Here is a 20,467-nt window from a genome sequence, read left to right as displayed (position 1 = left end):
GTCGTCGTCAGCTGGTATCGGTCTTGCCGGTCTCTGCGTCCCCGCATGGTAACGATGCGCCCGAGGGCTGAGTGCCGGGGACCGTGCCACATGATCGGGAGAGTCTCGCAGGGCCGCAAGAATCGATGACGCCCGGGCCGGTCGGTGCACGTACCCTTTTCTGTTGTGCCGAACGCCAACGAAGACAGCCCCCGTGAACTGAGTCAGGTGCAGCACCGCGCGGTCAGTGAACTGCTGCGGGTGTCCCCCGTCGCCGACGACCTTGCCCGCCGATTCCAGGAGGCCGGGTTCGGCCTGGCCCTGGTCGGAGGATCGGTCCGCGATGCGCTGCTCGGCAGGCTCGGAAACGACCTCGACTTCACGACCGATGCCCGCCCTGAGGACGTCCTGAAGATCGTCCGACCCTGGGCCGACTCGGTCTGGGAGGTCGGCATCGCGTTCGGCACGGTCGGCTCGCAGAAGGACGGTTACCAGATCGAGGTCACGACCTACCGGTCGGAGGCGTACGACAGGACCTCGCGCAAGCCGGAGGTCTCCTACGGCGACTCGATCGACGAAGACCTCGTGCGCCGCGACTTCACGGTCAATGCCATGGCCGTCGCGCTGCCGCAGAAGGAGTTCATCGACCCGTACGGCGGCCTCGACGACCTGGCGCAGCGTGTCCTGCGCACTCCCGGCACCCCTGAGGAGTCCTTCTCCGACGACCCGCTGCGCATGCTGCGCGCGGCTCGCTTCGCCGCGCAACTGGACTTCGAGGTCGCCCCCGATGTCGTCAAGGCGATGACGGACATGGCAGGGCGTATCGAGATCGTCTCGGCCGAGCGTGTCCGTGAGGAGCTCAACAAGCTGCTGCTCTCCGCGCACCCCCGCAAGGGCCTGGGGCTGCTCGTGGACACGGGGCTGGCCGGCCAGGTGCTGCCCGAGCTTCCCGCGCTTCGCCTGGAGAGTGATGAGCATCACCGCCACAAGGACGTCTACGAGCACTCCTTGACGGTTCTGGAGCAGGCCATCGATCTGGAGCAGGACGGCCCGGACCTCGTCCTGCGGCTCGCGGCCTTGCTCCACGACATCGGGAAGCCGAGGACGCGCCGTTTCGAGAAGGACGGCCGCGTCTCGTTCCACCACCACGAAGTGGTCGGGGCGAAGATGACCAAGAAGCGGATGACCGAGCTCAAGTACTCCAACGACATGGTCAAGGACGTCTCGAAGCTGGTGGAGCTGCATCTGCGCTTCCACGGATACGGCGACGGCGAATGGACCGACTCCGCGGTGCGCCGGTACGTACGGGACGCGGGTCCGCTGCTGGACCGGCTGCACAAGCTGACGCGCTCGGACTGCACGACGCGGAACAAGCGCAAGGCGAACGCCCTGTCGCGCACCTATGACGGTCTTGAGGAGCGCATCGCGCAGTTGCAGGAGCAGGAGGAGCTGGACGCGATCCGGCCGGACCTGGACGGCAACGAGATCATGCAGATCCTCGGCGTCGGTCCAGGGCCCCTGATCGGAAAGGCCTACTCCTTCCTGCTGGAGCAGCGCCTGGAGAACGGGCCCATGGACCGAGATGCGGCGGTCGCCGCCCTCAAGGAGTGGTGGGCCGCGCAGGGCTGAGGGTGCTGCGGCCGTCATGTTTCACGTGAAACATGACGGGCCGAGCCGTGAGGAACGGTGAGGGTGAGGGGTGGTGTTTCACGTGAAACACCACCCCTCACTCATTCCCTGCCAGCGGCGCGCTGGAGTGCCCTGCCTGCCCGCCGCCTGCGAAGCATCGCCACCGAGATGAGCGTGTAGAGCGCGGCCACGACGAGGACGACGAGCGCGGAGCGCCCGTCGGGGGGCAGTGCCAGGGCGGACATCGCTGCGGCCGCGACGAAGGCGACGTTGAACAGCACGTCGTAGAGCGAGAACACCCGGCCGCGGTAGGCGTCGTCCACGGAGGTCTGCACCTCGGTGTCGGTCGCGATCTTCGCGCCCTGAGTGACGAGCCCGAGCACGAAGGCCGCCGCGAGCATCGGTGCGGGGGCGAAGGGCAGCCCCAGTGCCGGTACCAGGACGGCGGCCGATCCGGCACAGCACGCCATCCAGCCGTAGCGCCCGAAGCGTCCCACGGCCCAGGGAGTGATCAAGGCGGCCACGAAGAACCCGGCGGCGGAGGTGCCGAGCGCCAGGCCGAGCAGGGCCAGGCCGCCGGACTCGCCGTCCGACCAGGCGTAGCGGCACAGCATCAGCAGCATGACGGTGAGTGCTCCGTAGCAGAAGCGGAACACCGTCATGGCGGCCAGCGCGTGCGCCGCGTCCCGCCTCTCGGCCAGATGGCGCAACCCCGCGACCAGTCCTCGCGCGGTGGTGGTGAGTGCCTCACGCAGGCGCACATGGTGCTCGTCCTCGTCGGGCCCCAGGAGACTGCGCGTCAGGGTCAGGGAGGCGAGTGCCGAGAGAAGGTAGAGGGCGGCCCCCAGCAGGACCACGGCGGCGTCGGACCCGTCGGTCAGCAGCCGGATGCCGAGGGCCAGCCCGCCGCCCGCGGTGGCCGCCAGCGTTCCCGCCGTCGGTGAGATGGAGTTGGCGAGGACGAGTCGTTCGGTGTCGACGACCCGTGGAAGGGCAGCCGACAGCCCGGCCAGCACGAAGCGGTTGACGGCGGTGACGCAGAGGGCGGAGGCGTAGAAGAGCCAGTCCGGGACGGAGCTCAGGAGCAGCAGGGCCGTGCAGCAGGCCAGGGCCGCCCGCAGGAGGTTTCCGTACAGGAAGACCTGGCGGCGCTGCCAGCGGTCGAGGAGGACTCCGGCGAACGGGCCGATCAGCGAGTACGGGAGCAGCAGCACGGCCATGGCGGAGGCGATGGCCCCCGGCGTCGTCTGGTTCTCCGGGGAGAAGACGACATAGGTGGCGAGCGCGACCTGGTAGACCCCGTCGGCCGACTGGGAGAGAAGTCGTACGGCGAGCAGGCGACGGAAGTTCCGAAGGCGCAGGAGTACGCCCAGATCACGCACGACAGGCATGTGGGCAAGGGTCACACATGTGGGGGGTCCCGCGGCGCATTGCCCCGGGACCCCCCAGATGAAGAAGCGGTGAGCGGCTGGATCAGCGCTCGACGTCGCCGGCGATGAACTTCTCGACGTTCTCGCGGGCCTCGTCGTCGAAGTACTGGACCGGCGGGGACTTCATGAAGTAGTAAGTCCCTGCTCACGCAGTCCACTTGGAAAGGTGCAGGTCAGGTGCTGTTCCCATGGTTCTGATCGCCTGAGAGATGACCCGCTGGGGAGAATTCTGGGAGATGATCTCTGCCGAGTGCTCCTGCAGCAGGCGGTCCAGGACCGCGACGGGAGACCTGGGAGACATCGCCGCCCGGGCCGCGAGGGACTCCAGCCACAGCTGGGACAGCCCGGCCAGCATACGATCCCGCATGCCCTGGGTGGTGTGCTTGTAGCGCGCTGACACGGACCCGTCGAGATGGCCCATGCGCTCATCGATGAGGATCGACGGAGTGCCGAGGTCCTCGAGCCAGGTGGCGTGGCAGTGCCTCAGCCCATGGTTGGTGAGCCCTGCTGCCACCGGTGTCCAGCAGGCGTCCGCCTGGGTGGCTGACCATCGGCCACGCACTACGGTGCCGGGCCACTGGTCGCCGGCCACCACGCGCACCGGCCGGGCAGGTTCAGCCGCACCGTGCCTCGGGTACCAGCCCGACGCGGCCGGCTCGGTCACCTGGGACCGGTGGTCGTCCCGCGTCCAGTGCGGCAGCATGTGCTCGGGCTGAGTCTCCTCGAGCACACCCAGTTCAGCCATGGCCGCGAGCACCCGCTCGGTGGCCGCCTGGCTGACAGCATCCGGACGAGTCCGGACCCGGGACACTGTGGCCACACCCACACCAGCGAGTTCCGCGATCCGAGCCCGTGGCACCCGCAGCTCCTGGCGGACGGTGGCCGAGCGGAACATGGTCTGCATGCCGTGACACTGGCACGGCGCTGGTGGGCAGCGCCGTTTCTGCTCGGCCAGGAGCAAGGCCAGGAAATGCGGGGTGTCGATGTCCCGCATGCTGTCGTCCTTGGGCGGGCACCGCTCGAGCTTGCCGCTGGTGAGCTCGTACAGCTGCCACTCGACCCGGATACTCCGAGGCCGGACGTACTTGCGGCCAAGGCCTACGACCTCACCCCACCGCATCCCGGTGTATGCCGTCGTAATGGTCTCAATGAACTCGTCGCACCGCCCGGTCAGGATGGCTGCCCGCTCGGCGATCAGCAGGGCACCCAGTGGCGTCGTGACGACCTTCTCCGGCCCTCGGCTCTGAGACCGGCGGCCGGCCCGCTTCCCCCGCCCGCGCCGTCGCGAGGCGGGGTTGACCAGCATGGCAGGCACATCGTCGACCGCGTCCTGCAGGATCAGGTGCAGCACGCTGCGGTACGTCGTCACACTGGACGCCGCGTACAGCGCGCGCTGCCCCTTCTCCCACGCAGCAATGTCGGCCCGGGTGATGGCCGTGATGAGCTTGTCGCCGAAGTACGGCAGCAGATGACCTTGGATGTGGCTCGGGTAGTTCTGCATCGTGGACGCGGCAAGGTCCTGCGTCGGCCACCACGTCTGGTTGACGTACTCGGCGAACGTGGGGACGGCAGTTGGGTCCACGTGCATGCCGGCCCTGACCGTCACCTCAGCCGCGTCCGCCGCCTGCTTCGCGTCGCGTTTCGTCCGGTACCGGATCGTCTGCCCGTGGCCGTCCTTGACCGTGCCGTACGTTCCGTCAGCGAGTTTGTACCGTCCCCGGTAGTACGCGCCGCGGTTCTCTGCGTACCCCACGATGCCCTCCTTGGCGCCCCCGCAGCGCCAGGTGGGCTCAGCGGTGGTGAACGTGATGCAGTGGTGACGGCTCTTCCATGAGCTCTCCGAGCTCTACGATCTCGCCGTTCCACATCTGGAAATGCGGCACGGCGGACAGAGCCTCCCGTGTCGCAGCGTTCAGGGCAGCTGCCTGCTCAGGCAGGAATATGCCCCGGTTGAGTACGAAGGTCATGCCCCCCCGGTAGACCTTGGTGTAGGCCGGTCCCGGGAGGTCGCTCTCTGCAAGCCGGAAGGTGATCACGTGCCGCCCCGTCCTCCGTAGATGCATATGCCAAACGCATGTCTGTTCGGTCACGATACATATACTGGGCGTGATCATGAATAGGGTTGGACGAGGTCATTCCTGTTGGCGAGCTCGCTCGTCCGCCTCGATCATGGCCCGCCATCGCCGAGCGTCTTCCTCGGTCATGTCCGCCAAGTGGGACACGATGATTCGCACATCGTCAGAGAAGCTCGTCAGCTCTCGCCCCTCGTAGCCGAGGAACTGGCGGGCCGCCGCTCGCTTCACGGCCTGCACGTGGACACCCAGGCCCGCTGCGATTCCCGGCAGCTGCCGGCGGTCCGGCGCCTTGGACACGGCATTGGTCCCCAGCTTCTGGAAGTACGGCTTGCTGACCTGCCAGCCAGCTACTGCCGCCCGGTCCGCCATGTCCTGGTACGAGACCCCGCTGTCGTTCACCCGGCGCACGAGCTGGCTGAGGTCGTCAGTGTCCATCTCTTGCGCTAGCCGAGAGGGGATGTCGGTGTCGTGATCTCGTCGCCGTGTCGGCTCGGCTCCCATGACTGCCTCTCCGCGCCTCCCGGCGCCGTGTAACTCCAGCCGCTCTGTCTCGGTGTGACCATCAGTCCCTCTTCAAAGATGCTGGTCAGCGCGTACAACCTTGTCGGATCTGTAGACGAACAGTCTACACCTCACGGTACCGCCGACTGTGCTTTCACAAAAACGCCACATCCGGCCGTTCGGATTCGTAGAATAACCGGATACGTTGTGCTTAAGTGTTCCCGAACGTAGTCGTCACGTTCGAATCTGGAGCCGCCGTGAGAGTCCGCTACACCCTCCGTGATCGAGGCATCCTCGCCTGGGTCATGGAACACCCGGGCCGGGGCGCCCCGTACAGCATCCGTGCACTTGCAGACGCTGTCGGGCTACCGCATGCGACGGTCGGGCATCTGGTCAGCGGGCGTAGGGCGACGTGCGATCCGGAGTCGGCTCACGCAATCGCGGAGGCCCTGGGGGTAGCCCTGTTGGTGCTCTTCGCGCCTCCGTCGTCTCCGAACTGGAACGAAGCGACTCTGTCACCGCACCAAGAATCCACTGACACCCGAAAGGATGAGCCGTGCGAACACGCCCGTGCCCCCCACCCGGTTTGATCTATATCGCAGACACCGCGTCCGGTCCCGGAATCGCATCCCGCCTGGGCATCACCCCCGGGACGCTCCGCAAGTGGCGCATGAAGGGGCACGGTCCGGCCACCTTCAAGATCGGTGGTCGCGTCGTCGCACACGAGCACGCGGTGGCTGAATACATCGCCATGCTGGAGCGCGCCTGATGGCCCTGCCCTCGCTTCACACCCCCAAGGACGTGGCCGACGCTCTGAAGGTCTCGGCGTGGTGGGTGCGGGAGCAGGCCAAAGCAGGCCATGTCCCCGCCGTGAAGATCGCGGGCACCTGGCGCTTCACCGACCACCAGGTCCAGCTGCTGGTGGACCTGCACACCACCACCCCGGAGACCGCCCCCGCCGTCGAGGTGACCCCTCGCCGCCGCGCCGACTCTCCGGCCCCCGCACTCGCGCTCGTCCCCAGGATCCCGCGCCGAGCAGCTGGCCAGTAACGGCCGCGGGGCCACCCGGACCGGGCCTGGTCCGTGGCAGCCCCCTACCGGCACACCTCACCCGACTAGAGACGAGGTCACCGTGACCGCTGAGACTACCGACTCCACCCTGACCCTGAGCACCTCCCGTCGCCCCGACCAGATGGACGCGTTGATGCACGCGCTGGCCGTCGCCGAGGAGGCCGTGAGCGTCCTGCAGATCGAGATGCCCGCGACCGTCAGCCTGACGGAGAACGGCCAGGCGTACGAGGTCAACCTGTTCTTCCCACAGCAGCCCGAGCGCGTCGGCGAGTTCGCCGCCGCCTGGAACAGCGCCGTCGACCACGTCCCCCACCAGACCCGTGAGCGCCACGAGTTCACCGAGGCCACCGTCACCATCCGCGGCGTACAGGTCCGCGCCTGGACGATCAACGCGACCGCGACCGCAGACGACTCTGCCGGCGGTGTGGCATGACGATCCTCTTCACCATCCCCGAGGATTCCGGAATCGGGACCGGGGTGACCATCGATCTGGACCGCGCCCAGGCTGACGTCTTCGGCTGGCACTGGAAGTGGACCGGCGCCGTGGACGGGACCGGCATGCCGCTGATGCACACCGAGCACGACGCTGCCGACCTGCGTCTCTGCTTCCTGTACGAACTGTTCGGGCCGCTGGTGCCCGCGCCCGGCCCGGTGACCGCCGAGGAGCGCCACGCCGTCCTGGCCGCCCCGGTCTGCACCGGCCCGGTGTCCCAGAGCGTGAAGACCGTCCCCACGCCGCGCACGTTCGCCGGCCTTCTCGGACGGCTGCGGGGGCGGTCGGCATGACGCACCCGCTGCAGACCGCGATCCGCACCCAGCTCTTGGCGGTCGCCGAGGAACGGGACTTGGCCATCACGACGACGGACGTTGCCGCGCTGGCCGAGGCCGCACTGACTGCCGTTCTCTCCACGCCGCGCCCGGCCTCCCCGGTGCAGCTGACCAACCAGCAGCTCGGCGTACTGATCGGTCTCGCCCGCGGTGACGCCGAGCGAGACACCGCCCGCCGCATGTGCATCAGCCCCTTCACTGTGAAGTCGCACCGCCAGTCCCTCTACAAGGCGCTCGGCGTGACGTCGGCCGGGGCGGCTGTCGCCACGGCCATGTCGTACGGGCTGCTCCGCCCGGGCTTGCACGCCGCTCCACTCTCGCTGCCTGGCCAACGGGAGGCCGGGGCATGAGCCAGGACCAGCGCACGACGGCACCGGAGAAGGGCACCCCGGCCGACGCCGGGGCGGAGCTCACTCCGGTCACCACGGTCCTGGCCGCACTGGCCCGGGCGCTGCGCGAGCAACCCACGGGTCGACAGATCCTCGACGGCCTGGACGAGCTCGGCGAGCTGTCCGTGTGCGACGAGGACCCCCGCGAGATCGCCGCGACGGTTGCCGCGCTCTGCTACCTCGCCCGTATCCCCGCCCCTGCACCTGCCGGGCCGTTCAGGTACTACAGGGCCGATCACGAGGGGATCGTGGCCGACCGCTACACCACGGCGGCTGAGGCGCAGCGGCACTGCGAGGCCCTCATCTCCCGCGAGCACCCGCCCGCCGCGTCGGTGATCTTCCTCTGGCTGACCGACGAGGACCAGGACCCCACCGGCGAGCCGGACGACCCCATGGCCGTCGCCGAACTGGTCGTCATGGTCAACGGCGGCCCCGAGGTGCACACCGGCTACACCGTCACCCCGGTCGAGGTCGCCGCCGCGTACGACCCGGACGCCGACGAGTGACCGCCGAGGAGGCCTTACTCCTCGCCGTTCTGGCGCTCGGCCTGGCCGATCTCCTCTGGATTGCCACCGGCTGGCTCGCCGACCGGCACCTCACCCACACCGCACGTCACCGTAAGGAACAGGCCTGATGCCTCGCATCACCTACGTAGAGAAGAAGTTCAGCACCGCGAGCCTGGACCTCATCCAGACGGCAGACTCCATCTGCGCGGACTACGCACGCCAGGGCTTCGACCTCACGCTGCGCCAGCTGTACTACCAGTTCGTCGCACGCGGGTTCATCGCGAACAAGCAGACCGAGTACAAGCGTCTCGGCTCGATCGTGAACGATGCCCGCCTGGCTGGCCTCCTGGACTGGGGATACATCGTGGACCGCACGCGCAACCTGCGCGGCCTGTCCCACTGGGAGAACCCCGGCTCGGTCATCCAGTCCGCCGCATACGGGTACCGCACCGAGCGCTGGGCCGACCAGCCACACCGCGTGGAGGTCTGGATCGAGAAGGACGCCCTGGTCGGCGTGATCAGCGGAGTCTGCCAGCGCAACGACGTGGACTACTTCAGCTGCCGTGGCTACACCTCCCAGTCGGAACTGTGGGGTGCAGCACGTCGGCTGAGGAAGTACGAGCAGCAGGGGCAGAAGCCGATCGTCATTCACCTCGGCGACCATGACCCGTCCGGTGTGGACATGACCCGAGACATCGCCGACCGGCTGGAGCTCTTCGGCGCCCAGGCCGAGGTCCGGCGTATCGCCCTGAATATGGATCAGGTCGAGGCTCATCAGCCGCCGCCCAACCCGGCCAAGCTGACCGACTCCCGCGCCCGCGGCTACATCGCCGAGCACGGGGACAGCAGCTGGGAGTTGGACGCCCTCGAGCCGTCCATGCTCGACCGCCTGATCGAAGACGAGATCTGGGCGTACCGGGATGCCGGCCTCTGGACTTCGGCCACGGAATCGATGGAACGCGAACGCTCGCTCCTCGAGGCCGTGTCAAGCCGCTGGGCCGAGGTGGCAGCCCTCATCGCTCGCACCACGAACGAGGGCTGACATGCCTACATGGGTCATCACCGTACTGATCTCCGTCACCCTGACTGGCGTCGTCTTCTGGGTCGTCATCGGCGCGCTGGCCATCATCGCCGGGTGCCGGGCCCTGGCCCGGCTGTTCGGCACGGCCCCTGACGCACCGGTGCTGGGCCTGGACCCGCGTACAGGGCTCATCTGGGCGCTGTGCGAGTCCGGTACGTGCCGGGGCCTGCCGACCGAGCACGACCACACCGCGACCGGCGAGGTGCAGTGCACGCGGTGCGGCCGCACCCCTGCCCTGTGAGCGGCTCCACCCAAGCCTGCGAGACCCCGCCACCGTGCGGTCTCCGCTACGCCCGCCTCTACCCGTGCGGCTGGCGCTGCAACATCCACACCCCGTCCGCCCTGCAGGGCCGCCCCGAGCCCGAGCCGGGCCCGGGGTGGCCCGCCGGGTCCTATCTCAAACTCGCCCAGCTCGAGGCCGTCCAGCACAACGAACAGGAGCAGCCGTGACCACTGCTGCAGAGCACCGTCCGTCGCCCGCCGATCTGGCGCTCCGGTCCCCCGCCCGTCGGCGAGCCGAGCACCGCCTGACCGAGATGCTCGCCCCGGCCGTGCTCGCCCCCGGCGAACGGTTCCGCCCGCTCTACGACATCGCGGTGCGGACGTCCGGGATGACCGCGCAGACCAGGCTGACCGCGCTCACCCTCGCCACCTTCGCGAACGGGCGGACCGGCCGCATGGCCCGCCAGCCCGGCCTGCACGGCCTGGCCATCGCCACGGGCCTGTCCGCCGGCCAGGTCGTCGTGGCGCTGCGGGCCCTCGAGCAGCGCGGGTGGGTCAAGCGGACCGGGCCCATGCCGTACGAGACCGCGAACCTGCAGCCCGTCATCCCCACCCACTCCATGGGCCGCGCCCGCGAGGGCTACCACCAGCCCGCCGCGCAGCCCGCCGTCTGACCCACCCCGGAGATCCCGTTGACCACCGCCGTCGCGTACGCAGCAGCAGCCCCGGCTGCTGCTGCGCCGTGCCCGCCGCAACCCGCGGCCCCGGCACGGCCGCGCACCGGCGGTGGTCTCCGCGTTCGTGTGCCCCTGCGCATCGTTGTAGGCGCTCAGTACCGTGATTCGGCCCTGAGCGTCTACATCAAGGTCGCAGCGCTCGCCATGCGCACCGACGGCTGCACCGCCAAGGTCGCCGTCATCGCCGAGTACCTCGGCCTGAGCAAGTCCGAAGTGGAGCGCGCGCTCAAGCAGCTCGCCCGCCCCGACGACGTCGACGGCCTGGTCGAGGTCCTCACGACCCGGCGGACCCTGCCCGGTGGCCGTGGCCAGTCCGCGCACCGCACGGTCCGTACGGCCGACCCGGCCGAGCACTTCGTATGGATCCCCGTACGGGCCGCTGACGCCCTCTCGCCGCGCCTGCTGCGCCTCTACGCCCTGATCGCCTACGCCGCCGTGCGCACCCAGCCGCTGGCCGTGGGGGACCTCGGCGCGATGCTCTACCACCACACCGGGCAGAAGGCCGGGCAGCACCTCGGCGAGCGCCAGGCCGCCCGGCTCCTCGAAGAGCTCGACGCCACCGGTTGGGCCACCGTCCACCACCGTGAGGGACTGCAGGGCCGGCACGCCTACGAGGCCCACCGCTCCCCGCTGCATGCCGTCCAGCTCGAGGACGTCGCACCTGACATCCATGACGGATCGGGTGCCGACGATCACGACGGATCCCTCACGTCTAGGGAAGACCTCAGGACTGACCGACCGGTGACGAAGACGGGGGTTGGTGGTGGGATCCGCCGTAGGCGACCTACAGGTAGTAAGCCCACACCCCTTGTGGATAACTTGGCACCGACCGCGTTCCGCGCTGCGGGTCACGGCGAAAAGCGCAGCAACACCAGCGGCCCGGAATCCGGCAAGCCTGGTGGGCACCTGACCCGCCGGTCCTGGCAGGTCCTCGCCCCCGTGCACCACCTGCTGCCCGGCCTCTCCGCTTGGGTCCTGCGCCGGATCGATGCGGAGATCGGCCGCCAACTCGCCCACGGCACCGGCACCGAGCGCCTCACCGCCCGGCTCACCGCCCGCTACGCCTCCACCGAGACACCCCGGGACCCGGGCCGGTGGATCCTCGGTCCGGGCCTGCTCCGCCGCGGCTGCCACCACCCGGGCTGCGAGTCCGGCGCCATGTGGCACACCGGCCAGCCCTGCCAGGTCTGCCTTGAGAACCAGGCCCCGGCCGAGGACCGCGGGGCGCAGCAGCAGCGGCCGGTGCCAGAGGCGCGGCCCGTACGGCCGGTGGTGACGGACTGGGTGCCCCGCCCGGCCCCGGCCGCCGAGCCCCCGCCGACGTCGGACCTGACCGGTGAGCAGCTGCGGGAGCTCCGGGCAGCCGCCACCCCCGACGCCATCCGCCAGGCCGTTGCCGAGCTCGGGCGCACCCGAGCGCTCTACCTCTACGGCCACCGCCTGGTCCTGCCCCATCTCACCGAGCCCGACCCCGAAGGGAACCCAGCATGAAGCCCGCCAGCCACCACCTGACTCGCTGCCGCCGGTGCGGCGCCTCGATCTGCTGGGCGCTCACCAGCGCCAACGGTCGGCGACAGCCCGTGGACGCCGAACCGACCGAGGCCGGGAACCTGGCCGTGATGCAGGCCGCGGACGGGGCGCTGTACGTCCGGGCGGTTACTGCGGCCCGGCCGGAGATCCGCCCGGGCGAGTGGCGGGCCATGCCGCACCACGCCACGTGCAAGGCCCCGCCGCCCAGGCGCAGCGGCGGGCAGCGTGCCCGGTCCGGGGTGCGGCCGGTCCCGTGGCAGGCCCGGCCGTGACCACCGACGCCGAGGCCCTCGAGCGGGTCACCGCTGCCGGCGAGGAGTGGCCCGACGGCACGTACGGCCGAGCCCGACCGCTGCGCCCCCCGTACGTACCGGGCCAGCCGGACCCGGCAGGCGCCCTGCACGCCCAGGAGCTCGCCGAGGCCCTCGAGGACTGGCACGTCGGCCCTCGTGCCGAGCTCGCCGCCCGGGCCGAGCAGCTGCACACCGAGAAGTCGTGACGATCGCCGCCCTGCGCTTGCTCCTGGACCAGGAGCAGCCCGAAGTACCGCGCCACCCGGCGCCCTGGATCCCTCACACCACCGCCAGAAAGAGGAAGCACATGGAGCAGCGACCGATCCCCGGCCCCCGCAGTCCGCAGCAGGCCCCGTCCGCCGGTCTGACCGTGGCGACCACGGGGGCACTCATCGCCTGGGCCGTCCAGCACACGGACCGTTCGATCGTCCGCCTCGGCGAGCAGGCCCGCACCGCCCTCGAGGAGCTCCGCACCCGCAAGGCCGCCGAGGATGAAATGGCCGAGGTCGATGCCGAGGAGCAGGAGCTGCAGCGGAAGTTGGAGGCGGTGCGCGCCCGGCGGGCGCAGCTGCGCCCCCGGCGGAAGAGTCCGGCGCCGCGTGACTACGACCCGGCTGCGGTCCGTACGTGGGCCCGGGCGCACGGTCACACGGTGCCCGACCGCGGACAGGTGCCCCGCGACGTCGTGGCCGCCTGGCGCCAGGCGCAGCAGCCGGGCGGCGCCCGGTGATATCCGCCCGCCTGCGGTATGCCGCCCTCGGCCTGACCGCCATCACGCTCGGCGCCCTGGCCCTGCTGTACGCCAAGGCCGGCGCACCGGCGCCTGCCGCGGTCTGTCTGCTCCTGACCGGTGCGTGCGCCGAGGCCTGCTCCTGGGTCCGGCGTGCCGCCGAGCAGCTGCAGACCGCCCACCACCAGGCCCGCCAGCAGGCCCTGGCCGACCAGCGCACCGGCATCGAGCCCTGGGCCAGCTGGTGCTGCGAGCGCGGCTGGGTCACCCACGGCGACCTCCACAACCCCGATCACTGCACCAAGGAGACACCGAACCGATGATGACCGCCGATCAGACCAGCCCGGCCCGGGCCGCCGCCGAGCAGCTCCTGCAGCAGGGCGAGCACGTCCACTACGCCAGCGACGGACAGGTCCTGTGCCTGTCCGGTGTCTGCGTCACGGTGGTGGGTCCGTGACCGCCACCTACGCGCGAGGGTTCCGCCTCCACCTCGCTCACGGCCAGGTCCTGGACGGCGCGGCGTTCCCCAACGGGCGGGTGATCGTCATGGACGACCCGGAGTGGGGCCTCTGCAGCGGTGCCAGCTCCGTCGACCTCCTGACGGCCTGCTACCCGGACTCCCGCATCGAGTGGCCCGACCAGGGCGCAGCCCCGTCCCAGCGCTGCGCCCGGCACCCGCAGGCCCCGGTCATCGGCGGCCTGTGCGGCGGCTGCACCCAGTACGGCGAGACGCTCCCCGGCACGTCCACCGTCGCGGACTGGACCGGGGAGCAGCAGGACCCGCTCGTGTCCGGGGGCGACGTCACCCCCGGGGCCAGCCTGCCCCCGGCGCAGCCGTGCACCGACCCCCGCCACACCGGGGCCATCCGCGAGCAGCTCGGATGCACCGGCCCCGACCCCGCCACCACCTGACCCACCGCACGGGAGTACGACATGGACAACACCTGCACCATCTGCGGCCACGGCACCGCCGAGGACCGGTATCTGTGCGAGGGGTGCGAGTACCAGGCCCGTACCTGGCTGCGCAGTATGCCCGGGCAGGCCGCTCTGCTGCAGGTCTCTCTGCAGCCCGCCGCCGGCCCCGCGCAGCGCGGCGGCACCGGCCGTGCGCACTCCCCGCTCCCTGTCGACCTGCGCGCCCTGGACCTGCTCGGCCCGGGCCACCCGGTGCCCATCGCCGACCCGCACGGCGACCAGACCGGCGGCATCCCGATCACCGCGCTCCTCGCCGGGTGGGCGCACTTCATCGCCGCTGACATCCCGGCCGTCTACCGCGACGCGCACGGCACGGCCCGGGTCCAGCGCCTCGGCTGCGGCACGGCGCACCCGCGGACCGGCACGGGTATCGCCGCCTGGTCGACGTGGCTGATCGGCTACCTCCCGTACGCCGTGACCCGCCCGTACGCCGAGCAGATCTACACCCAGCTCGAGGACCTCATGGGGCGGATCCAGCGGATCACGCACACCGAGGAGCGCCGCACCGTCAAGGACGCTCCGTGCCCGGCCTGCGACGGGTGGGCCCTGGTCGAGCGGGAGGACAGCCTGCACATCACGTGCGAGGCGTGCGGGCACCGGCTCACCCCCGAGCAGTACGACGTATACCGCGCCATGGTGATGCCCGCGCTCGCCCGCACCGCGATCCTCATCCAGGCCGCCCGCGAGCAGGCCCGCACAGCCGCCGCCTGACCGTAGGCTGCAGACACGGCTGCGCCCCTCCCATCACTCCTGGGAGGGGCGCAGCCGTGTCGGTCTACTCAGCGGCTGGAGGCTTCGCCGGGCCCCGGCCGGGGCGCTTGCTCCGGGTCTGGATGTACTCCACCACCCGCTCGTACGGGACAGTGCGGGCGCCGGCCACCGTGCCGTAGTCGTCCTCGGTGAGCAGCCATTCAGGGTCCGTCCGGGCCAGTTTGCGCAACCCCTCGGGCCCCATGCTCCGCACGTGCCCGTCATCTACGAGTCGTGCCGCAGCCTGCGCGAACGTAAGCATCGTGCGCTGCTCCTCCTTCCTGCGCTCGCTTTTGGGCATGCGCCATCCTCCCTGAATAGTTGCGTCCGACGCAACTATTCCGTACGGTCGTACTCGCCAACACAACGGCCCCGACCAGAGATGCGAACTCCGGTCGGGGCCAGCCATCCGCCTGCAACACCAGGAGTGATGACCGTGACCGATCGTATCCGCGGGGCCGGTATCCCGGCAGCCCGCACCGAGCTGGACGCCCGCGTGCACGAGCTCACCTCGATGCCGAGCCTCGCCGCGCAGCTGCTGCTCCACGCCGCCGACCAGCTCACCGAACGCCACCCCGAGCAGGACCTCACCATCACCGGCTGGGGCCGCACGCTCGCCCGCGCCGACCAGCGCATCCTGTCCGGCTACCCGCAGGCCATCGCCCACCACGCCGCCTGCCGCGCAATGTCCGCCCTGTCCGCCGACCTCTGGGCCAGCGCCCGGACGCGCGGCGAGTGGGCCATCTGCCTGCGCTCCGCCGCGAGGACCGTCTGATGGCCCGCCAGCAGGCGCAGCCCGTCACGCCCGAGCGCAGCCCGAGCAGCGTCATCTCCGAGCCCGCCACGATCGAGGCCTGCCGCCGCGACTACGCCGCAGGCGCCGCTGCCCGCGAGGCCATGGCCAAGCAGGCCGCCCGCGCCCGCCGCAGCTGACACTCCACCCCCACGGCCGGGCCCGGCACCGCACGGGCCCGGCCTCTTCGCTCCTGGAGGAGCAGCGTGACCACCGAACAGACCCCCGTCGAGCAGCAGCTGCTCCCCGGCGTCGAATACCGCACCGAGACCCGGCAGCGCCTCGTCCCGCACACCGTGAACGGCAAGACCAAGATGGTCGAGGAGGACTACGAGGCGATGGTGCCCGTGCCTCCCCGCGACTGGGACCAGGTCGTCACCACCGCGGTGACCATCGCAGCCGTCGTCCTGGTTGCCGTCGCCGTCGTCTGGTCGGTCGCGAGCATCGGAGACCTCCTCGCCCGGGCAGTCGTTGCACCCATCGCCTACCTGGCCGCCGGCGCATTCGCCATCGCCTGGGTGGCCTGCATGGCGCTGGAATGGCTCGCCCGCTATGACGCCGACCGCGCAGCCGGGCCCCGAAAGGCCGGCACCTGGGCCCTGCTCCTGGACATGGCCGTCGTCGCCACCCACGGCTACGTCGAAGAGGCCCTGTACGTCGGCCTTGCCGGTGCCGCGGTCTCCGCCGTCGCGAAGAAGATGTGGACCGTTGTGATGCGGCACCAGTCCCGGCCGCTGCCCGCGCGCACCAGGGCGTGGCTGATCCAGGAAGAGGCCGAGATCACCGCGCGCCTCGCGCTCGCCTCACGGACCCGCCACCTCGCCAGGATCGAGGGACAGGCCGCCGTGTACGCCCCTGCGCAGGCGCTGGAGGCCGCGCCGCAAGACAGCGCCCGGGACACGCCGGGACAGCTGTCCCCCACTGTTCTGTCCGCTGTCCGGGCGATCAGGACAACCGTCCCGGGCCTGTCCCACGATGACGTCCTGGACCACCTCGACACCCTCGGCCTGGACTACGACCCGGACATTGTCCTGGCTGTCCTGGACAACCAGGACAACGGGCAGGACACGCGAGACACCAGGTCAGACGGCACGCTGCCCTCCATCGCCCCGCCCGGGCAGAGCGTCACGGACAGCGTCAGGACAGCCCTGTCCTCCGGTGTCCAGGACAAGGACAGGGTCGTGTCCTACGTCCACAAGATCCACGGGACAGGTGTCCCACGCTCCACCATCGTCCGCACGCTCAACCGCGAGCTGGAGCGCTCCGCATGAGCGACGACGAGAAGACCTTGCGCGCCCGGCTGCGCCGCATCATCGACGGCCCCCCGCCCGACCAGGAGCAGCCGCCGGCCCCACTCGTACAGGTCCACGTCATCCCCGAACCCACGGCGCCCGCCGCCGAGGACGACGAGGACCAGGACGAGGAAGACGACCAGGAGGAGCAGCCCGAGGCCGCACGCCCCTGGTGGCACGTAGTCCCGCGTCCGTTCGGCAGCCCGGCCACCCAGACGCCCGAGCCAACGCCACAGGAGCAACTCGCCGCTACGCCCGGCATCCACGTCACGGTGAACCAGCCCGCCCCGGTCGCACCTCCGTGGCTCGCCCCGGATCCGGCGGCCGAGCGCGCGGCCGAGCGCCTTCGCCGCCTCCGCCTCTGGTTCGCCTACCACCTCTCCGCAGGAGCCGCCGGGTGGGCGTTCGGCCTCGTCGGTGCCATGCGCAGCGTCCTGGACGACGCCGGACAGCAGGGGGCCGCCGTAGGTATCGCCATGGGCTTCGTCGGCTGGATCGTCGCCTCCTACCTGCCCGGCCTGCCCTACATGCCCCCGGCGCTGCGCCCCGCCCTCGTCTGGGCCGCCCGCATCCCCGTCAGCTCCGTCGCCCTCGCCCTGGCCCTCTACGCGCCCGGCACCGTCTAGGAGACCCCCGTCATGTACCTCGCAGCAGCCGCCAGCGGCGGCACGTTCGACTACGTCGGCGCCGGAGGCCTCGCCCTGATCGCCACCGCCATCCTCGTCTTCGGCGTCATCGGCAAGGGCTCCCGCAAGCTCAACACCCTCTGGTCGGGCATCACCGCATTCGTCGCCGGATCCGCCTACATTGCCGCCGGGAAAATCTGGGCTTCCCCGCAGCAGGTCGTCGAGCAGGGCTGGACAGGCCTCGGCGTCGGCGGAGCGGCCGGGCCCCTCGGAGAGGTTGGGATCGGTGCAGCCTGCGGCCTCCTGGTCGTCCTCATGGTCTTCGCCCCGCTCAACCCGGCCCGGGCGGCTGTGCTTTCCCTGGTCGCCGCGTTCACCTGGCCCATGGCCGGGATCGGGTCGATCTGGGCCGTGCCTGGCCAGTTCTTCGCCGCCCTGTCGATGATGGTCGGGGCGTGACGTGGAGTACTGGATCGGCTTCTGGACCGCCGTATGGGTCGGCTGGGCTCGTCTCACCCACCTCACCGTCAACTGGCTGTGCAACTCCAAGCCCAAGCCCGCCGCTGCGCCCGAGAAGCCCGCGAAGAAGGCGCCCGAGGCCCCGCAGGAGCTCGCGGGGGAGAGCGAGGGGAAGCCCGCCACCGAGGCAGCGGGGGAGCAGTCCAAGCCCGCGCCGAAGACGGCTGAGGCCCCGGCGGGGGAGGACGACGGGGGCTCGGCCCTGCTCCGCTGGGTCGGTCTCCTGATCGCCGTGGCCGTCGCGAAGGGCCTGCCCTGGACCACGAACATCGCCCTCGGCCTCATCGCCGCCTGGGCGCTCACCTCGATCGCCCTCGGCTACATCGCCGCCTACGCCGAGAGGCCGGCCGCCGAGCAGAAGGAGAGGACGGAGAAGGCTGGTCCGGACCCTGCCGAGACCCTCACCCGAGACGACGTCGCGTGCCTGCTGCGCGGCCTCCTGCAGGACACCGGCGGCGTTCACCTCAAGGCCCTCGCCGAGGTGCTCCCCGCGCGCGCCAAGAAGGCCCCGTGGGCCACCCGCGACGTGCGCGCCCTCCTGGCCCGCGTGGGTATCCGCGTACGGCCCGGCGTGAGGGTCCCCGGGGTGAGCGGCCGAGAGGGCGTCCACCGGGACGACGTCCCACCCCTCCCCTCCCCCACGCCTGGACCGCCCCTTGTTGGCGTTGTTGTCCCAGGTCAGAGCAACAACAACAACGCGAGCAACACCCCCACGTACGTGATCACCGACGACCCCGACAACCCCGTACGGCACACCGTGCTCCACACCGAGAGGACCTGACCCATGGCACTCCAGAAGCAGATCAGCATCGGCGACCTCGCCCGGAAGAACGAGGAGACCAAGAAGGCCCAGGCCGCTGGCAAGGGCACCGCGAAGCCCAAGTAGCGTCCCGACTGTCAGCGCTGCGCCGTACCGTCTGACACGTCCAGGCACCGCTTGCTCTTGGACCCGAGCGCCCCCGCCCCGGCCCCCCGTCGGGACGGGGCGCACCGCGTCCCGCTGGACAAGATCGGCAATCAGCGTCACACTGCTGCCAGCGCCACACGTGTGCCCACACCGAGCCCCTGACCAACCGTCGGGGGCTTTCGCATGCCCGGACGGAGGCCCATGGACCCCATCCTGCTCACCGCCGCGCAGGCCGCCGCCCACGCAGACAGGGCCCGCCAGGCGCTCAGCGCCGGCGCTGCGCACATCAAGTCCTGCACCATCCGGCAATGGCGCAGCCGCGGCCACCTCGCCCCCACCGGCCTCGCCGAAGACGGCCGCACCCGCCTCTACGCCCTCGCCGACGTCGCCCGAGCCGAACGCGCCACCCGCAGCCGAGCCCTGCGCATGGTCGGCATGACCGAGACCCGCTGACCCCAGGACACCAGCGCCCGCGCTGCGCCACGATGGCCCCTCACCGTTCAGTCCCAGGGGGGACCATGCGCACTAGACACACCCTCGCCGCCCTCGCGGCCACCCTCACACTCAGCCTCACCGGCTGCGGCACGACCGGCGACCGCGCGGCAGCCCCGGCCGGAAAGTACACGCAGACGTGGCCCACGCCGTACAGCAGCACCACCTGCGGCGACTACCTCACCACCATGGACCACCACCAGCGTTGGGCCCTCGCCGCCGACATGCTCGTCGGCGCCCGCAAGAACGACGGGCTGACCACACTGCCCGCCGATACCGACGTCGACCGGTTCGAGCAGGACATGGCCACCGCGTGCCAGCCCATCGCCACCGCGAAGACCACCGAGATCGGCGCATCCGTCTACCTCGTGGACGCCAGCTACAGCCACTGACCACAGCGCGGGGGTGACGCCATGGCCAAGCCCCAGCGCTGGCGCGTTTGCTCCACCCCCGGGTGCCCCGAGTACACCGACCAAGGCGGTCGCTGTGCCGAGCACAGGCGGGAAGCCGAACAGCGGCGCGGCAGCGCACGGCAGCGCGGATACGGCAGGCGACACGAGACCCGGTTTCGGCCGGCAGTCCTCGCCCGCGACCCGCGGTGCGTGTGCATCGAGCAGGGGCACGGACACGACGGACCATGCGGTCAGCCGTCCGTGCACGCAGACCACTGGCCACTCAGCCGGCGCGAGCTTGCGAGCCAGGGCCTCGAGCCCGACGACCCGAAGCACGGGCGCGGCCTCTGCCCTCCATGCCACAGCAGCGAGACAGCACGGCACCAGCCGGGAGGGTGGCACCAGTGACCGGATGGGACGAGAACGCGGGCACGCCAACACGCCCGATCGGTGACCTTCATCGACGCCCTCGGCATCGAAGCGACCGTCGGCCCCGACGACCTCGTGGCCGGCGCCCTGGTGCTGCTGAAGGTCCTGGACGCAGACGGCGGTACCAGGCTCAGCCTCGCCCACTCCGACGGCCTCGGCTGGATCGAGCGCGCCGGCATGCTCCGGATCGCCGAGACCCTGGAGACCGACTCGGTCCGGCAGCCCGACGACGACGGGTGATCGTCACACACGGTGATCCCGACCCATGATCACCCCCGGGGAGGGGCCCCA

The 20,467-nt window shown here is 70.8% G+C and carries 34 protein-coding genes; 29 read left to right on the top strand and 5 right to left on the bottom strand.

Going from position 1 to position 20,467, the window contains the following annotated elements; genetic code table 11:
- The first annotated feature begins 165 nt into the window (after positions 1–165).
- The gene (locus tag ACWCQM_RS07105; RefSeq protein ID WP_450914296.1) at positions 166–1,608 is read left to right on the top strand and encodes a CCA tRNA nucleotidyltransferase; all 1,443 of its coding nucleotides are present in this window, start codon (positions 166–168) and stop codon (positions 1,606–1,608) included.
- Positions 1,609–1,709: 101 nt separating this feature from the next.
- On the opposite strand, the gene ACWCQM_RS07100 is transcribed toward ACWCQM_RS07105, so the two are convergent.
- The 4 genes from ACWCQM_RS07100 to ACWCQM_RS07085 form a co-directional block, all read right to left on the bottom strand.
- Complete coding sequence (locus tag ACWCQM_RS07100; protein ID WP_450914295.1) at positions 1,710–2,999, bottom strand: MFS transporter; 1,290 nt, start codon at positions 2,997–2,999, stop codon at positions 1,710–1,712.
- 184 nt (positions 3,000–3,183) lie between these two features.
- A complete protein-coding gene (locus ACWCQM_RS07095) occupies positions 3,184–4,791 on the bottom strand; it encodes a LacI family DNA-binding transcriptional regulator (protein ID WP_450914294.1) in 1,608 nt (535 codons plus the stop codon).
- Between the two features lie 37 nt (positions 4,792–4,828).
- Positions 4,829–5,074 carry a hypothetical protein gene (locus ACWCQM_RS07090; protein ID WP_450914293.1) on the bottom strand — a complete coding sequence of 82 codons (246 nt, stop codon included), beginning with the start codon at positions 5,072–5,074 and terminating at the stop codon, positions 4,829–4,831.
- A 96-nt stretch (positions 5,075–5,170) separates the two neighbouring features.
- Positions 5,171–5,548 (bottom strand): hypothetical protein, encoded by a 378-nt coding sequence (locus tag ACWCQM_RS07085; protein WP_450914292.1) that lies wholly within the window; start codon positions 5,546–5,548, stop codon positions 5,171–5,173.
- Between the two features lie 652 nt (positions 5,549–6,200).
- On the opposite strand from ACWCQM_RS07085, the gene ACWCQM_RS07080 reads away from it, so the two are divergent.
- The 19 genes from ACWCQM_RS07080 (at position 6,201) to ACWCQM_RS06990 (ending at position 14,687) form a co-directional block, all read left to right on the top strand.
- Positions 6,201–6,383 carry a helix-turn-helix transcriptional regulator gene (locus tag ACWCQM_RS07080; protein WP_450914291.1) on the top strand — a complete coding sequence of 61 codons (183 nt, stop codon included), beginning with the start codon at positions 6,201–6,203 and terminating at the stop codon, positions 6,381–6,383.
- The gene (locus ACWCQM_RS07075) at positions 6,383–6,664 is read left to right on the top strand and encodes a helix-turn-helix domain-containing protein (RefSeq protein ID WP_450914290.1); all 282 of its coding nucleotides are present in this window, start codon (positions 6,383–6,385) and stop codon (positions 6,662–6,664) included. Before ACWCQM_RS07080 ends, ACWCQM_RS07075 begins: the two co-directional genes overlap by 1 nt.
- A gap of 82 nt (positions 6,665–6,746) precedes the next feature.
- On the top strand, positions 6,747–7,118 hold the full coding sequence (locus ACWCQM_RS07070; RefSeq protein WP_450914289.1) for a hypothetical protein: 372 nt from the start codon (positions 6,747–6,749) through the stop codon (positions 7,116–7,118).
- Positions 7,115–7,471: a phiSA1p31-related protein gene (locus ACWCQM_RS07065; RefSeq protein WP_450914288.1), complete on the top strand. Its 357-nt coding sequence runs from the start codon at positions 7,115–7,117 to the stop codon at positions 7,469–7,471. Before ACWCQM_RS07070 ends, ACWCQM_RS07065 begins: the two co-directional genes overlap by 4 nt.
- Positions 7,468–7,863 carry a response regulator transcription factor gene (locus ACWCQM_RS07060; protein ID WP_450914287.1) on the top strand — a complete coding sequence of 132 codons (396 nt, stop codon included), beginning with the start codon at positions 7,468–7,470 and terminating at the stop codon, positions 7,861–7,863. The genes ACWCQM_RS07065 and ACWCQM_RS07060 overlap by 4 nt, the downstream gene beginning before the upstream one ends.
- The gene (locus ACWCQM_RS07055; RefSeq protein ID WP_450914286.1) at positions 7,860–8,408 is read left to right on the top strand and encodes a hypothetical protein; all 549 of its coding nucleotides are present in this window, start codon (positions 7,860–7,862) and stop codon (positions 8,406–8,408) included. The genes ACWCQM_RS07060 and ACWCQM_RS07055 overlap by 4 nt, the downstream gene beginning before the upstream one ends.
- Positions 8,405–8,536 (top strand): hypothetical protein, encoded by a 132-nt coding sequence (locus tag ACWCQM_RS07050; protein ID WP_450914285.1) that lies wholly within the window; start codon positions 8,405–8,407, stop codon positions 8,534–8,536. Before ACWCQM_RS07055 ends, ACWCQM_RS07050 begins: the two co-directional genes overlap by 4 nt.
- A complete protein-coding gene (locus tag ACWCQM_RS07045; protein WP_450914284.1) occupies positions 8,536–9,450 on the top strand; it encodes a hypothetical protein in 915 nt (304 codons plus the stop codon). The genes ACWCQM_RS07050 and ACWCQM_RS07045 overlap by 1 nt, the downstream gene beginning before the upstream one ends.
- Before the next feature lies 1 nt (position 9,451).
- The gene (locus tag ACWCQM_RS07040) at positions 9,452–9,730 is read left to right on the top strand and encodes a hypothetical protein (RefSeq protein WP_450914283.1); all 279 of its coding nucleotides are present in this window, start codon (positions 9,452–9,454) and stop codon (positions 9,728–9,730) included.
- Positions 9,727–9,939 (top strand): hypothetical protein, encoded by a 213-nt coding sequence (locus tag ACWCQM_RS07035; RefSeq protein WP_450914282.1) that lies wholly within the window; start codon positions 9,727–9,729, stop codon positions 9,937–9,939. The genes ACWCQM_RS07040 and ACWCQM_RS07035 overlap by 4 nt, the downstream gene beginning before the upstream one ends.
- Complete coding sequence (locus tag ACWCQM_RS07030; RefSeq protein WP_450914281.1) at positions 9,936–10,385, top strand: hypothetical protein; 450 nt, start codon at positions 9,936–9,938, stop codon at positions 10,383–10,385. Before ACWCQM_RS07035 ends, ACWCQM_RS07030 begins: the two co-directional genes overlap by 4 nt.
- A gap of 129 nt (positions 10,386–10,514) precedes the next feature.
- Entirely contained in the window at positions 10,515–11,939 is a 1,425-nt protein-coding gene (locus ACWCQM_RS07025; protein ID WP_450914280.1) for a hypothetical protein, read from the top strand.
- Positions 11,936–12,250: a hypothetical protein gene (locus ACWCQM_RS07020; RefSeq protein ID WP_450914279.1), complete on the top strand. Its 315-nt coding sequence runs from the start codon at positions 11,936–11,938 to the stop codon at positions 12,248–12,250. The genes ACWCQM_RS07025 and ACWCQM_RS07020 overlap by 4 nt, the downstream gene beginning before the upstream one ends.
- On the top strand, positions 12,247–12,477 hold the full coding sequence (locus ACWCQM_RS07015; protein WP_450914278.1) for a hypothetical protein: 231 nt from the start codon (positions 12,247–12,249) through the stop codon (positions 12,475–12,477). Before ACWCQM_RS07020 ends, ACWCQM_RS07015 begins: the two co-directional genes overlap by 4 nt.
- Before the next feature lie 101 nt (positions 12,478–12,578).
- Positions 12,579–13,001 (top strand): Lsr2 family DNA-binding protein, encoded by a 423-nt coding sequence (locus tag ACWCQM_RS07010; RefSeq protein ID WP_450914277.1) that lies wholly within the window; start codon positions 12,579–12,581, stop codon positions 12,999–13,001.
- Positions 12,998–13,324, top strand: a complete 327-nt coding sequence (locus tag ACWCQM_RS07005; RefSeq protein ID WP_450914276.1) for a hypothetical protein — start codon at positions 12,998–13,000, stop codon at positions 13,322–13,324. The genes ACWCQM_RS07010 and ACWCQM_RS07005 overlap by 4 nt, the downstream gene beginning before the upstream one ends.
- Positions 13,321–13,458, top strand: coding sequence for a hypothetical protein (locus tag ACWCQM_RS07000; protein ID WP_450914275.1), 138 nt, complete (start codon positions 13,321–13,323; stop codon positions 13,456–13,458). The genes ACWCQM_RS07005 and ACWCQM_RS07000 overlap by 4 nt, the downstream gene beginning before the upstream one ends.
- Entirely contained in the window at positions 13,455–13,913 is a 459-nt protein-coding gene (locus ACWCQM_RS06995; RefSeq protein ID WP_450914274.1) for a hypothetical protein, read from the top strand. The genes ACWCQM_RS07000 and ACWCQM_RS06995 overlap by 4 nt, the downstream gene beginning before the upstream one ends.
- 21 nt (positions 13,914–13,934) lie before the next feature.
- Complete coding sequence (locus ACWCQM_RS06990; RefSeq protein WP_450914273.1) at positions 13,935–14,687, top strand: hypothetical protein; 753 nt, start codon at positions 13,935–13,937, stop codon at positions 14,685–14,687.
- 64 nt (positions 14,688–14,751) lie between these two features.
- On the opposite strand, the gene ACWCQM_RS06985 is transcribed toward ACWCQM_RS06990, so the two are convergent.
- Positions 14,752–15,027, bottom strand: a complete 276-nt coding sequence (locus tag ACWCQM_RS06985) for a hypothetical protein (protein ID WP_450914272.1) — start codon at positions 15,025–15,027, stop codon at positions 14,752–14,754.
- A 129-nt stretch (positions 15,028–15,156) separates the two neighbouring features.
- On the opposite strand from ACWCQM_RS06985, the gene ACWCQM_RS06980 reads away from it, so the two are divergent.
- The 9 genes from ACWCQM_RS06980 (at position 15,157) to ACWCQM_RS06940 (ending at position 20,416) form a co-directional block, all read left to right on the top strand.
- The gene (locus tag ACWCQM_RS06980; protein ID WP_450914271.1) at positions 15,157–15,501 is read left to right on the top strand and encodes a hypothetical protein; all 345 of its coding nucleotides are present in this window, start codon (positions 15,157–15,159) and stop codon (positions 15,499–15,501) included.
- Entirely contained in the window at positions 15,501–15,659 is a 159-nt protein-coding gene (locus tag ACWCQM_RS06975; RefSeq protein WP_450914270.1) for a hypothetical protein, read from the top strand. Before ACWCQM_RS06980 ends, ACWCQM_RS06975 begins: the two co-directional genes overlap by 1 nt.
- A gap of 66 nt (positions 15,660–15,725) precedes the next feature.
- The gene (locus tag ACWCQM_RS06970; protein ID WP_450914269.1) at positions 15,726–16,790 is read left to right on the top strand and encodes a protein transporter Sec31; all 1,065 of its coding nucleotides are present in this window, start codon (positions 15,726–15,728) and stop codon (positions 16,788–16,790) included.
- Positions 16,787–17,437, top strand: a complete 651-nt coding sequence (locus tag ACWCQM_RS06965) for a hypothetical protein (protein WP_450914268.1) — start codon at positions 16,787–16,789, stop codon at positions 17,435–17,437. Before ACWCQM_RS06970 ends, ACWCQM_RS06965 begins: the two co-directional genes overlap by 4 nt.
- 12 nt (positions 17,438–17,449) lie before the next feature.
- Positions 17,450–17,896, top strand: a complete 447-nt coding sequence (locus ACWCQM_RS06960; protein WP_450914267.1) for a hypothetical protein — start codon at positions 17,450–17,452, stop codon at positions 17,894–17,896.
- A 1-nt stretch (position 17,897) separates the two neighbouring features.
- Entirely contained in the window at positions 17,898–18,737 is an 840-nt protein-coding gene (locus tag ACWCQM_RS06955) for a hypothetical protein (RefSeq protein ID WP_450914266.1), read from the top strand.
- A gap of 327 nt (positions 18,738–19,064) precedes the next feature.
- On the top strand, positions 19,065–19,316 hold the full coding sequence (locus tag ACWCQM_RS06950) for a MerR family transcriptional regulator (protein WP_450914265.1): 252 nt from the start codon (positions 19,065–19,067) through the stop codon (positions 19,314–19,316).
- Between the two features lie 65 nt (positions 19,317–19,381).
- The gene (locus ACWCQM_RS06945; protein WP_450914264.1) at positions 19,382–19,747 is read left to right on the top strand and encodes a hypothetical protein; all 366 of its coding nucleotides are present in this window, start codon (positions 19,382–19,384) and stop codon (positions 19,745–19,747) included.
- 450 nt (positions 19,748–20,197) lie between these two features.
- Positions 20,198–20,416: a hypothetical protein gene (locus ACWCQM_RS06940; RefSeq protein WP_450914263.1), complete on the top strand. Its 219-nt coding sequence runs from the start codon at positions 20,198–20,200 to the stop codon at positions 20,414–20,416.
- The last annotated feature ends 51 nt before the right edge of the window (positions 20,417–20,467 follow it).

The sequence above is a fragment of the Streptomyces sp. NPDC002125 genome (assembly GCF_053593715.1).
Note: the sequence above shows the minus strand (reverse complement) of the source record. Positions and strands in the feature narration are given on the sequence as shown.

Coding starts and splice junctions, on each gene's coding strand:
- ACWCQM_RS07100 (WP_450914295.1), bottom strand. CDS start 2,999: ATGCCTGTCGTGCGTGATCTGGGCGTACTCCTGCGCCTTCGGAACTTC.
- ACWCQM_RS07085 (WP_450914292.1), bottom strand. CDS start 5,548: ATGGACACTGACGACCTCAGCCAGCTCGTGCGCCGGGTGAACGACAGC.
- ACWCQM_RS07075 (WP_450914290.1), top strand. CDS start 6,383: ATGGCCCTGCCCTCGCTTCACACCCCCAAGGACGTGGCCGACGCTCTG.
- ACWCQM_RS07065 (WP_450914288.1), top strand. CDS start 7,115: ATGACGATCCTCTTCACCATCCCCGAGGATTCCGGAATCGGGACCGGG.
- ACWCQM_RS07060 (WP_450914287.1), top strand. CDS start 7,468: ATGACGCACCCGCTGCAGACCGCGATCCGCACCCAGCTCTTGGCGGTC.
- ACWCQM_RS07055 (WP_450914286.1), top strand. CDS start 7,860: ATGAGCCAGGACCAGCGCACGACGGCACCGGAGAAGGGCACCCCGGCC.
- ACWCQM_RS07045 (WP_450914284.1), top strand. CDS start 8,536: ATGCCTCGCATCACCTACGTAGAGAAGAAGTTCAGCACCGCGAGCCTG.
- ACWCQM_RS07040 (WP_450914283.1), top strand. CDS start 9,452: ATGCCTACATGGGTCATCACCGTACTGATCTCCGTCACCCTGACTGGC.
- ACWCQM_RS07020 (WP_450914279.1), top strand. CDS start 11,936: ATGAAGCCCGCCAGCCACCACCTGACTCGCTGCCGCCGGTGCGGCGCC.
- ACWCQM_RS07010 (WP_450914277.1), top strand. CDS start 12,579: ATGGAGCAGCGACCGATCCCCGGCCCCCGCAGTCCGCAGCAGGCCCCG.
- ACWCQM_RS07000 (WP_450914275.1), top strand. CDS start 13,321: ATGATGACCGCCGATCAGACCAGCCCGGCCCGGGCCGCCGCCGAGCAG.
- ACWCQM_RS06990 (WP_450914273.1), top strand. CDS start 13,935: ATGGACAACACCTGCACCATCTGCGGCCACGGCACCGCCGAGGACCGG.
- ACWCQM_RS06985 (WP_450914272.1), bottom strand. CDS start 15,027: ATGCCCAAAAGCGAGCGCAGGAAGGAGGAGCAGCGCACGATGCTTACG.
- ACWCQM_RS06980 (WP_450914271.1), top strand. CDS start 15,157: ATGACCGTGACCGATCGTATCCGCGGGGCCGGTATCCCGGCAGCCCGC.
- ACWCQM_RS06975 (WP_450914270.1), top strand. CDS start 15,501: ATGGCCCGCCAGCAGGCGCAGCCCGTCACGCCCGAGCGCAGCCCGAGC.
- ACWCQM_RS06965 (WP_450914268.1), top strand. CDS start 16,787: ATGAGCGACGACGAGAAGACCTTGCGCGCCCGGCTGCGCCGCATCATC.
- ACWCQM_RS06960 (WP_450914267.1), top strand. CDS start 17,450: ATGTACCTCGCAGCAGCCGCCAGCGGCGGCACGTTCGACTACGTCGGC.
- ACWCQM_RS06950 (WP_450914265.1), top strand. CDS start 19,065: ATGGACCCCATCCTGCTCACCGCCGCGCAGGCCGCCGCCCACGCAGAC.
- ACWCQM_RS06945 (WP_450914264.1), top strand. CDS start 19,382: ATGCGCACTAGACACACCCTCGCCGCCCTCGCGGCCACCCTCACACTC.